The sequence below is a fragment of the Butyrivibrio sp. MC2021 genome (assembly GCF_000621605.1).
GTDB lineage: Bacteria > Bacillota > Clostridia > Lachnospirales > Lachnospiraceae > Butyrivibrio.
Map to the genome: position 1 here is coordinate 1,099,156 of NZ_JHXX01000001.1, position 13,648 is coordinate 1,112,803.

At 46.1% G+C, this 13,648-nt stretch carries 8 protein-coding genes; 3 read left to right on the top strand and 5 right to left on the bottom strand.

Annotated elements, in window-relative coordinates; translation table 11 throughout:
- Positions 1 to 7 precede the first annotated feature (7 nt).
- The 3 genes from T359_RS0104540 to pdxR form a co-directional block, all read right to left on the bottom strand.
- Positions 8 to 3,547 (bottom strand): PD-(D/E)XK nuclease family protein, encoded by a 3,540-nt coding sequence (locus T359_RS0104540; protein WP_026516445.1) that lies wholly within the window; start codon positions 3,545 to 3,547, stop codon positions 8 to 10.
- A gap of 55 nt (positions 3,548 to 3,602) precedes the next feature.
- Positions 3,603 to 5,744: a bifunctional diguanylate cyclase/phosphodiesterase gene (locus T359_RS0104545; RefSeq protein ID WP_026516446.1), complete on the bottom strand. Its 2,142-nt coding sequence runs from the start codon at positions 5,742 to 5,744 to the stop codon at positions 3,603 to 3,605.
- 86 nt (positions 5,745 to 5,830) lie between these two features.
- The gene (gene pdxR / locus T359_RS0104550) at positions 5,831 to 7,252 is read right to left on the bottom strand and encodes a MocR-like pyridoxine biosynthesis transcription factor PdxR (protein ID WP_026516447.1); all 1,422 of its coding nucleotides are present in this window, start codon (positions 7,250 to 7,252) and stop codon (positions 5,831 to 5,833) included.
- A gap of 116 nt (positions 7,253 to 7,368) precedes the next feature.
- Here pdxR and T359_RS0104555 point away from each other — a divergent pair, with 116 nt between their 5' ends.
- The 3 genes from T359_RS0104555 (at position 7,369) to T359_RS0104565 (ending at position 9,042) form a co-directional block, all read left to right on the top strand.
- On the top strand, positions 7,369 to 7,935 hold the full coding sequence (locus T359_RS0104555) for an ECF transporter S component (protein ID WP_026516448.1): 567 nt from the start codon (positions 7,369 to 7,371) through the stop codon (positions 7,933 to 7,935).
- 29 nt (positions 7,936 to 7,964) lie between these two features.
- Positions 7,965 to 8,528: a TIGR01440 family protein gene (locus T359_RS0104560; RefSeq protein WP_026516449.1), complete on the top strand. Its 564-nt coding sequence runs from the start codon at positions 7,965 to 7,967 to the stop codon at positions 8,526 to 8,528.
- A 157-nt stretch (positions 8,529 to 8,685) separates the two neighbouring features.
- The gene (locus tag T359_RS0104565; RefSeq protein ID WP_026516450.1) at positions 8,686 to 9,042 is read left to right on the top strand and encodes a hypothetical protein; all 357 of its coding nucleotides are present in this window, start codon (positions 8,686 to 8,688) and stop codon (positions 9,040 to 9,042) included.
- A gap of 79 nt (positions 9,043 to 9,121) precedes the next feature.
- Here the strand turns inward: T359_RS0104565 and T359_RS0104570 are convergent, their stop codons facing one another.
- Positions 9,122 to 10,630, bottom strand: coding sequence for a family 43 glycosylhydrolase (locus tag T359_RS0104570; protein ID WP_026516451.1), 1,509 nt, complete (start codon positions 10,628 to 10,630; stop codon positions 9,122 to 9,124).
- 99 nt (positions 10,631 to 10,729) lie between these two features.
- Positions 10,730 to 13,645, bottom strand: a complete 2,916-nt coding sequence (locus tag T359_RS19315) for a glycosyl hydrolase 115 family protein (protein ID WP_051544926.1) — start codon at positions 13,643 to 13,645, stop codon at positions 10,730 to 10,732.
- Positions 13,646 to 13,648: the final 3 nt, after the last annotated feature.

Here is a 13,648-nt window from a genome sequence, read left to right on the forward strand (position 1 = left end):
TACCACCTTAAGTTTCCTGTTCCTTGTATTTATTTCTGATGGCCTCAAGAGCTGCCTCATTGTCCATATCCAGGGTCCTTTTTGAATATCCCGGGATCTTGTCGTCGTAGCCGCAGACAGACCTGTAGTCGCAATAGGTGCAGGAGCTCCTGTTTCCGGCTTCGTAGGGGTTAACGGAGATATCACCCTGAAGGATCCGCTTTCCGTACTCTCTGACCTTGTCATTTACATATCTGGAAATGTACTGATAATCCTCACTTCCGGCCACGCCTGAATCCTTGGAATAGCCCCCCTTCTTAAGGAGCTTCACCGGGATCACATCGGATCTGCCATCCAGGCCCTCATGGAGCAGCTGAACCACGGTATCATCCGCATTTACAAGGCCTGTGGTCCTGAGTTCATTTCTGATGAGGTCATTGATAGCATCCGGTTGCATATCTTCCTGCCCTCCGATAATAGGATCGTCCACATGGTAGTACAGGACTGCTGCCGGCACGATTTCCTTATCAGGATTTTTTGCTTTTTCCATTGCCCGGGCCACATTCATATACATCACCAACTGCAGCGAAAGCCCGTGGTAAAGCGACGCGATGCTGAATTTCTTTTTGCCGGATTTAAAGTCTATGATCTTGATGTAAACATGATCCGGATCTTCGTACAGATCAACCCGGTCAATTCTTCCTCTGAGCTTCATTTTTTGGAGAATATCGCCCTTTTCTTCCTCTGAAAGCTCCACGTTGATATCCGCTATATCACCGGCCTGGCGGAAGTCCATTTCCACAAATGCAGGCTCAAAGCGGCCTTTGGACAGCTGATATTTTAATGTATCAACCGTTCTCGAAAGAATCCTGTAGATACGGTCTATCAGGAACTGATTTCTGGCGCTGCTGTACAAAATTGTATTTCCGTATTTGTCAGCACATGTTGTTAAAGCCTGTTTTAATATTTCATCAGAATCCTCTTTTGACATACTCCTAAAGTCCAGCTTCCTGCTGATGACTTCAGAGGTATACTTCTCCAGAACATCGTGGTACACCTCTCCCAGGTCCGCCACGTCGAATTTGTACTCTTTTCTCTCCTGAAGATCCAGGCCGTACCTGAGGAAATGGGCGTAGCAGCAGGAGGCAAACTTCTCCAGGCGGCTTACGCTGTTTTCCAGGATGGCTCCGTAGAGAGCCCTGGCCAGCTCTTTTGCCAGAGGTTTATCCTCATAGTGTGAAAAGGCCGCATCTTTAAGCCTCTCCAGCAGCTGATTTTTGTCGGAATAATCCTGAAGCACCTTGTAAAGGGTATAAAAATCCCGGATCTTGTCCTTATAAAGTGTCCCCGCAGCGTAGCTTCTGAGCATCTCGGAGAGCGTATCGCAGCTGTCTGCCACGGACACGTTCTGGGACTCAAAGGAGCCCTCCTGGGGTCTTTCCACGGTAAGTCCCTCAAACATCTGCATAAGCTTTGGAATAAGATATGCAGGGCGAAGGGATTTACCCTCCTTGTCGATCTCCGAATACGACAAGAACAGCTTGTCCGTGGGCTTGGTCAGGTTCATATAAAGATAAAGTCTCTGAATATACATTTGCTGCCTGGGTGTGGGCGCCAGCTCAATGCCGGTGTCCAGCTCCGACAGAAACTGCCTGTCTATATCGGACAGAATTCCGCCGCCCCCGGCGCTTTTGGGGATCGCGCCGTCATTGACTCCCATAAAGAACAGGACCCTGATCTCCTTGAGACGGCTTCTTTCTATATCTCCCACGATTATCCTGTCAACGTCCTGGGGAATGGTTCCCACCTCTATCTTGCCAAAGCCCACCTCGAGAATATCCCTGTACTCAGGCAGAGTCAGGGTCTCTCCTCCGATGAGGCTGTCCATCTGAAGAAGGAGGTTCATGATCTTTTCATAGATCTGGTCATACTCCCTGGCTTTTCTGTTATTGCCGGCTTTCTTGAATCTGTCCGCGTATTGCTGCAGCTTCTCCTCTGACCGGTTCTTTTCAATGACTGAGATAATAGCCGAGGTTATATCCTTCACGGTGCCGCTCTTTTGGTCAAAAAGTGGCTTTAGCTGCTCCGTGATCCTTGATCTCATATCCTCAAGCCTTGCCAAAAGCTCCACTTCCTTCAGGTCCTGATCCTCGTTCTTTGGCTTAAAACGTCTTGGCATGCGGCGAAGGAACTTGTCCTCCCACTGCTTTGTCCCGCTTATTCCAAGGGCCCTGACGTAATTCTCCAGGATATCCGTATCCTCCCTGGAAAAATCAGTCATTCCGCTTCTCATATAGTGGAAGACGTCCTCGTACTTATAGCCTGAGATAACGATATTTATTGCACTTGTCACATATTCCACAAAGGGGTTCAGAAGAAGGCTCATATTCCTGTCGATATAAACCGGGATTCCGAACTTGTCCGCCTCTCTGCTGATGATATCCCCGTAGTCCTCCAGAGATCCGCAGACAATGGCAATATCCCTGTAGGAGAGATTCTTATCCCTGACAATGTCCGTGATCTTGATCATGGTCTGTCTTATCTCCTCCGCAGGGTTTCCGGCGCTGTAGACCTCTATGGTCTCGTTTTCTGCCGTATATTTTTTGTTGTTATATCTGAAAAGATTCTCTTCGAGGAAAGAAGCGGGAGCGTTACCTTCAAGTCTGTAAACCGGCTTGTGGGTAAGTCTTATATCGCCGCTTTCTCCCTCCCTGCGAAGCTTCCTGTAGGTCTCAAAATCAGGAAGACTTCCCACAGAGGCCATATTTTCCTGCTCCACCTGATACATAAGTTTTTCCAGGTCTCTGACGGTCTTTTTGCCCAGCATAAAGAGCTCCTGCTCCTCAAAGCCGGGATCATAAGGATCCTCCTCAGGGCTTATGGTCACAGAGACCATGACCTCACTGCAGGTAGCCAGAAGCTTTTTTATTACCCTGTACTGAATGGGGGTAAAGCCGGTGAAGCCGTCGAAGATCACAACGCTGCCCTTAAGGATCCGGGAGCTGTCTATGGCCTTGCAAAGAAGGTCCAGAGTCTCCTCGGTGGTTATGTAGTTGCCCTCTATATATTTAAGGAATTCGCTGTAGAGAAGTTTGAGATCCTTAAGCTTGGAGCTGAGAGCCCCCTTGCCGGAGCTTTTTTCCAGTAAAACAGACAGCTCCTGATCTCCTATGCCATATTGCATGAATTCAGATATTGTAGACTTGACTTCATCGATGTAGCCTGGCTTATGCATGTTCTTTCCGATAACCGGAAGCCTCTCCCCCAGGGTATCCGCCACATGGCGAAGCACAAGGCTTTTTCCCACATCGTCAAGCACAGAAAAAGAGCCAAGGCCTGTTTCCTCAAAAATTCTGTAGGAAAGCCTGCCAAAGCTCAGTACATCAATGTTCATTATTGCCCCCAGGGGATGCATTTTCACCACATCCATCTGGGTCTGCATCGTAAACTGATCAGGAACTATAATAAAAAACTGCCCGGTATTATCCTTAAGACTCCTGTCAATAACGTCTTTGTATAATGTGGTGCTCTTTCCCGCACCGGATGCCCCAAAACAAAATCTTAACATACCCCAAGCTGCAGCTCAAAAAGCCGCATTCCTCCAACATGTTTCAGCCATTTTCCTAGCTGTTTCCGTAGATAAGCTCATCACTGATCTCATCAGCATATCTGCAGCAGGAAATGTACTTCCACCTGTTATTATAATAAAAAGGAAGTATCATGTACATCTGCATTCTTCCCCCGTCTCCCGGTATGGCGGAGTGGTAATAATCCACAATATACTGCCTTCCGGACTCTTTTACCCTGTCGTTGGCGGTGGTAATATCATAAAACTTTCTGAATCTCTCTCTTTCTTCCTTGTAGAGATACATATTTGAGTACAGCTGTACCGCCATCACCGCATTTCTCTCCACATCGGTGACAGGAAGCTGATCACCGTTAAGGAAGATATTATCAACGGTTCCGTCCTCATCATAGAGATCCACTCTGAAATACTGGCTAAACACATGGGCCATGGCCACATGAATATTATCAGCCAGCTTGCTGTCTCCGTATACCGTAAGATTTCTGGTGACTATGGCAACAGCGGCCTTTTCTCCATGTCTGGACAGGAACCTCATCTTGGTGCTGAGGACACTGCCGTTTACGATAAAATCGCCTTCCGCCCTGTGGTTATAGGCCTTCTCAGCGACCTTTGCCATCTCAAGAAGCCTTTTTACCTCATTCAGGTCACGATTGGCATTCCTTTTGTCAGCCTCCGCAAGGCTGGATATGCCAATGGAGCTGAGGACCTCCTCATAAGCGCTGTTGGCATAAAGGAAGCTCATTTTGTCATCAACAATCTCAAGAACTGCTATGGGAAGGTTATTAAAGACCTCCATATTCTTCTCACGAAGAGGAGTTGTTCCCATGAAGTTAACTTCGCCAATATCATCATAATAGCCGTTTAAAGAGCAGTCTTCACAGTTTTCAAAGCTGTATTCCTGGGCAAAATCCATCTCATCCACAGGCTTGGGTTTTCCAAAGAGATACCCCTGTAGCCTCTCGCAGCCGATCCTTCTCAGGAATTCATACTGTTCCCTGGTCTCCACGCCCTCTGCCAGGGTGTGTATTCCCAGCTCTTTAGCCATATTAACTATGGATGAAAGAATAACCTTGGTCCTTTGATTGGTCTCAAAGTCCCTGAGGAAATTCATATCAATCTTAAGCATGTCAAAATCATAGATCTTCAGGTTGTTCAAAGAACTGTAGCCTGCCCCGAAATCATCCATCCATACCTGATAGCCTTCTTCTCTGAACTTTTTTATCTGGTCGTTCAGGAAATTCTCACCGGCAGCGATGGCGCTCTCTGTGATCTCTATATTTATGAGATTTACTGGGATATCATATTTTTCTCTGCACTTATTTACCTCTGAAAAGATATCGCAGAGCTCGAAATCAAGCCTCGACAGATTGACGGACACCGGCATTACAGCCAGTCCATAGTCTATATCCTGCCTAAGGTCATGGCACACCTGCTCAATGATGTAGGTATCCAGCTTGTGTACCAGGTGTACACTCTCCAGAACCTCCACGAAGATTGCCGGGGAGATGATGCCATACTGAGGGTCTATCCACCTTGCCAGGGCCTCGTAGCCGCATACTTTTCCCGTAAGGGCTCTGACCTCTTTCTGGTAGTAAACCTTGAAATAACGCTGTTTAAATGCGTTTTCGAAGTTATCTATAACATACTGCTTAAGCTCATTCTTTTTGCTGAGCTCTTCGCTGTAAAAATTGTAATCCTTATCATATACCCTGATGACGTCGTCGCAGGCAATCTTGGCCCTGTCTATAAGGATAACACTGTCCTGCTCTTTACCTGTGGCCTGATAGATGCCGGCCTTTATACGCAGGTGAAGCCCCTTTTCATACTTAACGGCAGCTTCATCCAAAGCTTTCAGTTTTTTTAGTATTTCCTCTTTTTCCAGGGATTTTGTGAGAATTATGAACTGATCTCCGCTTGTGCGGGCAGCAAAATCATCAGAAAAAATGCCCTGAATCTCCCGAGCCAGGCCTCGAAGAAACTCATTTCCTCCGGCAAAGCCGTACCTTTGGTTAAAGGCCTTGAAATTCATGACATTCAAATAAATGATGACAGCACCTTCATTTACCAGGTCCTGACCTCCGTCCCGAATCACATCCAATATTCCGGTCAAATTAAGCAAACCAGTAAGTTCGTCGATGTTTCCCGCCTTACCGGTTTCGCATTGATCCAGATTCACCATACTGCCCCTCATGATAAAAATACGTATTCACGCTATAATTTTATCATAATATTATTACAGCAATTGTTAAATTTCTCTTATATATATCAAAAGGCCACGGACTTAAGAATCTTAAGAGATGCGGGAAGTTTGGCCAGATCTATGTTTGAATAATCAAAAATAAATTTGCCGGTGTTTTCGGGTTGTGTTCCATGATAAAAATCAGATACTGCCGATATCTTCATTTTTTTCTTAAAAAGCTCTTCCTCCAGCTTTTTATCCGAAAATCCCGTATTAAGTTTCAGAATAAAATGAAGTCCTGAGTCATTCTCCTCTATTCCGTATTTGCCGTTTTCCTGATCCCCCATGATCTCCTGGATGGTACTTAGCACCTGCTCTCTTTTTTTGCTGTATTTGATGCGCATGCGGTTTATGTGCTTTTCGAAGTAGCCCTTTGATATGAAATCCGCCAGGGTATACTGGTCAAAGGTAGAAACGGTGCAGGATAAAAAAGAAAACTCATCGAAATACCTTTTTGCCAGATGGAGCGGCAGCACCATGTAACTGATTCTGATGGTGGAGGTCAGGGATTTCGAGAAGGTATTCATATAAATCACCTTCTCGGAGTTGTCGATACTCTGTAAGGTAGGTATCGGGGTTCCCCTTAGCCTGAATTCACTGTCGTAGTCATCCTCTATGATATAGCGGTCCTTCCCCTTCCCTGCCCAGGAAAGAAGCTCGTATCTCCTGGTGATAGGTGTTGTGATACCTGTGGGGAAGTGATGTGTTGGACTGATATGAGCCACATCCGCATTGTTGTCCTCCAGGTCTCTGATGCGGATTCCTTCCTCATCCAGGTCCGCGAAGCAGTAATCTATACCCTCCATGTCGTAAACCTGCCGTATCTTCCTGTATCCGGGATTCTCCAGGCAGTAATTTCTGTTTTTCCCAAGTAATTTGATTATAAGGCCGTAGAGGTACTCGGTTCCTGCCCCTACAACGATCTGCTCCGGAGATACATCCATTCCTCGAAATGAGGACAGATGCCCGGCGATTGCCTGCCTTAGAGGTAATACTCCCGTGGAAAAAGAGACCTTTAGGAGCTCTTCGCTTTTTTCGGAGATCACATTCCTGCTGACCTTGGCCCATACAGAAAAAGGGAAGTTGGAAAGCTCAGGTCTTCCTGATGAAAAATCAAAGTAATCGGAGGATGAGCTTGCTGTTGAACTATCTGTATAAACCTTGTTTTTGGCTATTCCGGCGGCCTTCTTCTCAGGAACAGCGACGCGGCTCAGCTTTTCTACAAAATAGCCCTTCTTTGGAAGAGAATAAATATACCCCTCCTCCAGGAGCTGGTCATAGGCGTTATCCACCGTAACGGTGCTCACTCCAAGGTTATTGGCAAAGCTTCTTCTGGAGGGAAGCTTATCTCCGGCCTTGAGGCTTCCCCCGGTTATATCCTTTTTTATCAGTTCATAGAGTGTTTGATACTTCGGCCCCTTGGCAGTACTCAGGTTGTATGTAAGCATGATTTTTCCTCTTGAAATCTGGTATTTAAATATTTATCAGTTTTGTATATTTTTATAATACCAACATTGTAGTATATTCTTAGGAAAATGGAAAGAAGTATCCGGAGGAGAGAATTATGAGTTCAGCTATTTCAGACACAAACGCACAGACAAAATCATTCAGAGCCAAGAACCCTGTCAGATGGCTTACCATCACCGCCATTTTCATGGGACTTAACATCATTGTTTCCAGCTTTGGTATTCCCGTTCCCGGCGGTCACCTCTATTTATGCGACACCATAATCTGCACAGCGGCCCTTTTGCTTGATCCGGTAGCAGCCTTCATCGTAGGCGGCGTTGGTTCATTCCTGGGAGATATGCTTTTTTATCCTGCTCCAATGTTCGTTTCCCTGGTGACCCACGGACTTCAGGCAGCAGCTGTATCCCTGATTGCTCACTCAGCTCTCGCAGGCAGATCTCCAAGATCACGTTTTACCGCCGGCCTTGTTGCAACCCTGGTGGGCGGCGTTATAATGGTAGTTGGTTATACTCTCGGTAAGATCTTCGTATACAGCACTTTGGCTGATGCCATTGTTAAGCTTCCTTACGAGATTGCCCAGGCACTTCTCGGCGTTATCGGTTCTCTGCTTCTTTGCTTCAAAGGCGGCCTTAACAGGATCTTTGCCAAAATGGAGTATAATTAAAATAAAAAATATCAAGAAGGATTATTATCATGGATTTTAAAGAAATTACAGCCCAGAGCCGTCAGGCGGTAGAAGAAATACTTGAGGCAGCCGGTGTTTCCAAGGGTTCCATCTTTGTAATAGGCTGCTCTTCCAGCGAAATACTGGGAGACCAGATAGGAACAGCCACCAACCTGGATTCTGCCAATGCAGTTTTTGACGGCATCATCCCCGTCCTTGAGGAAAAAGGCATATTTGCTGCAGCCCAGTGCTGTGAGCATTTAAACAGAGCCCTGGTGGTTGAGAGAGAAGCCATGGAGCGCTTTGGCTTCGAGCAGGTCAATGCCATCCCTCAGCCCAATCACGCCGGTGGCGCCTTCGCAACAGTATGTTATCAGAGATTCAAGGATCCTGTCCTTGTGGAGTCCATCAACCAGAAGGCTGATGCCGGCATCGATATAGGCGGAACCATGATAGGAATGCACATGCACAATGTTGTAGTACCTCTTCGCATCTCACTTCGTAAGATTGGCGAAGCCCCCATCATCTGTGCCAGACATCGTCCCAAATATGTGGGCGGACAGCGTGCCATCTATGACGAGAAGCTGATGTAATTTCATTGATGATACAGAATTGATATAAGCAGTGATAATCGCAGTCTGCAACTGATTATCACTGCTTTTTTCGTAATCATTGACATTTATTGTCAAGGCCATGTATCATATACTTTCGATATAAGTAATAAATATCATTTCTGTGGAGGAAAATGACATGACAAAGAGGACTTTTGGTGGGGTTTTAGTAGTAATCGGACTTTTTATGCTTTTTAAGATGGCAAGGATTTCTTCCTTCGGCTTTTTCAGATTCGGTTCTGTGAACACATCGGCCATCATACTGATACTGCTGATTCTTTCAGGAATAGCCGTTGTTGTGAATAAGAACCGTTTTACAATGGGATGTCTTATCTCTTCCCTTTGCCTGTTGGTTTTATCCCTTGTCCTTGGAACAGAGATTTATTTCGCATATACCTCTCTTGTGAACCTGCTTCTTGTATTTGTTCCCATCATCATCGGAACAGGCCTTATTATCAAGGGCTCCTTGGAGAGAAGAAAGAAATTTGAAGATTAAGTATCACCCCACAAAAACTAAGGGCCGTAGCAAAAGCTACGGCCCGTTTTCATGCATATCAATATTCAGATAAATTCAATCAGAAGATGAGGTCCTTGATCTGGATTCTGCAGGTTCCGTGATATACGAAGAATAAAGGATGTACTCCGTTAACTGCATCGAAGGATACCTCAAACTCCTTCCAGGTGTTGTCTACTCCGCCTACGGAAAGCTCTGCGATAGCAGGTCCGTTCTCAGCAAGTCTAACTTCAAGCTTGGCATCAGCATCAACAGGATCGTTGTTGTTAACATCAAGTCTTGCTCTTACCTTAAGGCTTGTAACATCCTTGAAGTCGAAGTACTTGTATCCGATAAGTGTTCCCTCACAGATCTCGTCGATATACTTGTCATCACCGTCGTTGTTAACGTTCGGGAAGGAATCTGTAAAGATTCTGTTGCAGCCGTGAGGCATCTTGCCGTTGGTGATGTTGCAGGCGATAGGTGCAGGATACTCACCCTCAGCTACAAGAGGACCGCCGTTAAGACCACAGCTGGTGATCTCAACCTGATCGATTGATCCGTCGGGCTTGATTGTGATCTTCTCAGCACATGCCTGTCTTGAGTAGTCAGACTTGTGTGTAAGTCTGTGGTAGAATACATACCACTCGCCGTTGATGTTCTCAATACTTCCGTGGGTTGTACCTGTCATATTCATCTTCTCTTCCATGGTCTTGCCATTGAAGCCTACGTCACCGTTGGAAACAAGAGTTCCGCCGAAGGTGAAGTCTCTGTCCGGATAATCACTGGTAGCATAGCAAAGCTCGTGATTCTGCTGTGATGAATAGATGTAGTAGTACTTATCTCCTACCTTACGCATTGAGCTGGCCTCGAAGAAAGGATGCTCCTCAAAGCTTGTGCCCTTGATGTTGTAAGGAATAAGGTGCTTAGCAGGTCCCTTGAGGGTCATCATGTCATCCTCAAGCTCCATAACGATAGGGCCCATAACGCTGCCCTTCTTAGCCTTCTCAAGGATCTCTTCTCTTGAGCGGTTGAACATTGTCATCTCAGACTTGATGGACTCCTCATTCTCAAAGAAGTCATCAGCCTCTTCATACTGATACTGAGTTCCGGAATAAAGGAAAATTCTGCCGTTGTCGTTAAGAAGACCGGGATCGAAGCAAACGAAATCCTGAGCAGGTGTTCCGTCGGGGTTCTTAACAAATCCGAGATACTTGAACTCTCCTGCAGGCTCGTCGCAAACGGCTACCTGGATAGGTCCGAAATATCCGCCCTGTCCGAAGGGGCCTGACATAGCATAGTAAAGATAATACTTGCCGTCATTACCTCTTACGCAGTCAGGAGCGTACATGTAAGGTCTCTCCTTGTAATCAGGGTCCTGGCTTGCCTTGTAGATAACGCCCTCTTTTCTCCAGGACTTAAGGTCATCCACAGGAGCAGAATATACTGTATAATCCAGCATACAGAAGGTTTCTCCGCCTTCCTTGTCATGTGAACCGTAGATATATACTCTGTCACCAAATACGTGTGGCTCGCCGTCAGGGATGCACTCCCCAAGAGGCAGGATTGGGTTAAAAATCTGTTTTTTCATGTTTCCTATACCTTTCTGTTGCTAATCGTTTCTTAATAATAACCATAAATGGCCTGAATTGTCTTGTTACATCTTGCCAATTCATGTCCTATTATTGCGTTATAAAACCCTCATGGGCACATTGTGAAGATATCCGGCAGCTCTTGCAAAGCCTGCTTCTCTCACAACTATTCTCTCAACCACAACGCCGGGATCTGCTGCCAGTACAGCCAGATCATGCCAGCCCTTTGTAATATCTTTTGTCAAAAGAGTCTCGTGCTGATTATCAAGGACTCCCTTAGCCCAGTCGGGGCAGCTTCTCTCACCGCCCTGATAGCCCTCTCTTACGGTTGAAACTGTTTCAAAGCCTGAATCATCTGTATTCTCTGGATCCATAGCCACCTTTACTCTCAGAAGGCTGTCGGTGCTGAGGGGGTTGCAGGGTGCTGTCACAAGGATAATCTCATACTTGCCGTCCTCAGGCACATAGAAGCTGGTGGTGAAGCATGGTGTATCCTCGGAATCAGCCTTTCCGAAGTCTGCTGTAACAGGGAATGCCTTAACAGCACTGCCGTACTTGCCGTAATTGTTTATTATCTTGTAAACTGCCTCAGCAGCCTCATCTTCATCATCTGAAGCCTCAAATTCCCTGGCTTCTATTGAGAGCTCAAGATCACTCTCTTTTACGAATGGCATAAGGTTCTTGGGAAGTACCGGTACGAAATGATCTATTACCATTTCCTCCTCAGTGAAGTTCCTTGCACATACATAAACCTCTGCCTTGTACATGGCAGCCTTGATCACGAACTTACCGATAACGGAACCTTCCGGAAGCTTGTCATTGGCGGTAACAACTATAAACTCTGTATCGCCTTCCTTAATTGTGCCTTCTGTATCTGAAAGTTCGATCCATTCATCACATTCGATAACCTTCCATTCGATATCTCCTGTGCCGGCATTTTCCATCTCGATCTTTTCAAACAGGCAGTTGGGGCTGCTAAGACCTGTGAGAACGATGGGATGTCTTGTCCAGTCGCCACCCATGGTATATCCCTCGTTATATGCGCAGGATACCACCACTCTGGGTCTTCTTGAAGGAATAACAGAGTGAACCACAGGATATCTGGCTTCCTCATCATTCCAGTGAACAAAGCCCATATGCTCTGAACCCATGATGCCGTCCCACTTGCCGTCAGCGCACTCATAATAGCCCTTCTGAAGCTCCAGATCCCTATCCATGCAGTCTGATATCATCTGACCGTAAATGTTGGCAGATGGCCTTCCCTGAGCTGCCAGGAAATGGTTCTTGCCGGTATAGATCTGCATCTGAAGAAGATTCATTGATGCGCATACAGGGAAGTAAACCAGCTGATAAAAAGCATCCTTAAGAGCTGTGTCTTTAAACTTCTCCCAAAGCTCCTGTGCCTTAGTCAATGAAATATCGGCAATCTGGAGCATATAATCTGCTTCACCGTAATTAACGGGGTGATAGATCTTGTCATTTAATGCCTCAGGACGCCTTACTGAGTTCACATAGGTATAACTGTCAAGAAGCTCCTCAATATCGGCAAAATCATCCTCACAGCCTGCAAACTGTCTCTTAACCCAGCTTGAAAGATATTCTGATGCAGAATCTGTATTTGATGTTCCCCATTTGTCAAAGTCATAGGCGAGATCCATGAAGTAGGAAAGAGGAAGCTCCTGGGGCTTAAGATCCCCCACATTTACGATCCAGATATCCCTTACTCCGGACTCATAGGCCTGTCCCATCTGTTCCCATACCTTGCTAAGGTGTGTGGAGTTAACCCATTCGTAGGAAATTGGATCGCCGTGATAATCGAAGTGGTAATACATTCCCCAGCCGCCCTTGCGGTTCTTTTCGAACTCCTCGGGAAGCTTTCTCATATTTCCGAAATTATCATCGCAGAGCATGCAGGTGATGCCGTCAAGCTCAGACCAGTATCTGAGTCCCTCTGCTGTCTCATCACCATAGAAATACTGCTCTACCTCTTTATAAATTGCCAGCATTCTGGGAACGCTGTTTAAATCCTCGCTGATGGTCTCTTTGATGAGGTTGTTCTGTACTGTGATAACCTCCTTCAGGTAATCGATGTTGTCCTGAAGTGTTGCCTCTCTTCCAAGAACCTCGCTGTCACGCTCACCGCGCATACCCATGGTTACTACGTTCTCAAACTTGCCGTTTCTCTTAAGACCGCCTCTCCAATAGTTGATGAGCCCCTCTCTGTTCTTAGAGAAGTTCCATGCTGAGCCGTACTCAGTGTCATCTCCCTTTATAAGGTCCCACTCTTCGCTGTGACGAAGGCAGGGCTCATGGTGAGAGTTACTCATAACGATTCCCAGTTCATCCGCCAGCTCAGCATTGGCAAGACCCGGGCCGTCCAGTGAAAAGTTGGAAGTCCACATGGCGGGCCACAGGTAGTTACCCTTCATTCTGAGGATCAGTTCAAAGACATGCTCATACATCTCTGCGGTAAAGCCGCCAAAATGCTTGAAGGTCCAGGTTCCGAAAGATGGCCACTCATCATTTATAAAGAAACCTCTGTATCTTACAGAAGGCTCTTTTGATACAAAGCTGTCAGCTTCTGTTACAACGACGCTGTCCTTTTTCTCAGGACATACATCGGCAAAATAAACCCAGGGGCTTACTCCGAGAAGTTCTGATATATGGAACAGTCCGTAAATTGTACCTCTCTTATCGCTTCCTACAATTACCAGGGAAGCAGCATCTGCAGTTTCAACAACCTTAAATGCATAGCACTCTCTTTTGCCTTCAAGCTCGTCCTTTGAAATTCCGGCCTTATCAAGAAGCTCCTCTGCAAGGCTGCTCTTTCCCAAAGTAGCTGCATATATGTTACCGCAAAGTTCTCCTGCAGTTGCACTCTCAGAAAGAGAATACTCAGCTCCTGTAACAAGTCTGATATCCTCCGCTACCTTAGCCGCGATCTTCTTAACTCCGGACCACTCATCATTTCCAAGTACTATCTGTCTGCTGTTTTTTCCAATTATGAAATCCATATA

What these genes read in the sequence shown, in the direction of transcription:
- T359_RS0104555 (WP_026516448.1), top strand. Translation starts at nt 7,369, where the DNA reads ATGAGTTCAGCTATTTCAGACACAAACGCACAGACAAAATCATTCAGA.
- T359_RS0104540 (WP_026516445.1), bottom strand. Translation starts at nt 3,547, where the DNA reads ATGTTAAGATTTTGTTTTGGGGCATCCGGTGCGGGAAAGAGCACCACA.
- pdxR (WP_026516447.1), bottom strand. Translation starts at nt 7,252, where the DNA reads ATGCTTACATACAACCTGAGTACTGCCAAGGGGCCGAAGTATCAAACA.
- T359_RS0104545 (WP_026516446.1), bottom strand. Translation starts at nt 5,744, where the DNA reads ATGGTGAATCTGGATCAATGCGAAACCGGTAAGGCGGGAAACATCGAC.
- T359_RS0104560 (WP_026516449.1), top strand. Translation starts at nt 7,965, where the DNA reads ATGGATTTTAAAGAAATTACAGCCCAGAGCCGTCAGGCGGTAGAAGAA.
- T359_RS19315 (WP_051544926.1), bottom strand. Translation starts at nt 13,645, where the DNA reads ATGGATTTCATAATTGGAAAAAACAGCAGACAGATAGTACTTGGAAAT.
- T359_RS0104565 (WP_026516450.1), top strand. Translation starts at nt 8,686, where the DNA reads ATGACAAAGAGGACTTTTGGTGGGGTTTTAGTAGTAATCGGACTTTTT.
- T359_RS0104570 (WP_026516451.1), bottom strand. Translation starts at nt 10,630, where the DNA reads ATGAAAAAACAGATTTTTAACCCAATCCTGCCTCTTGGGGAGTGCATC.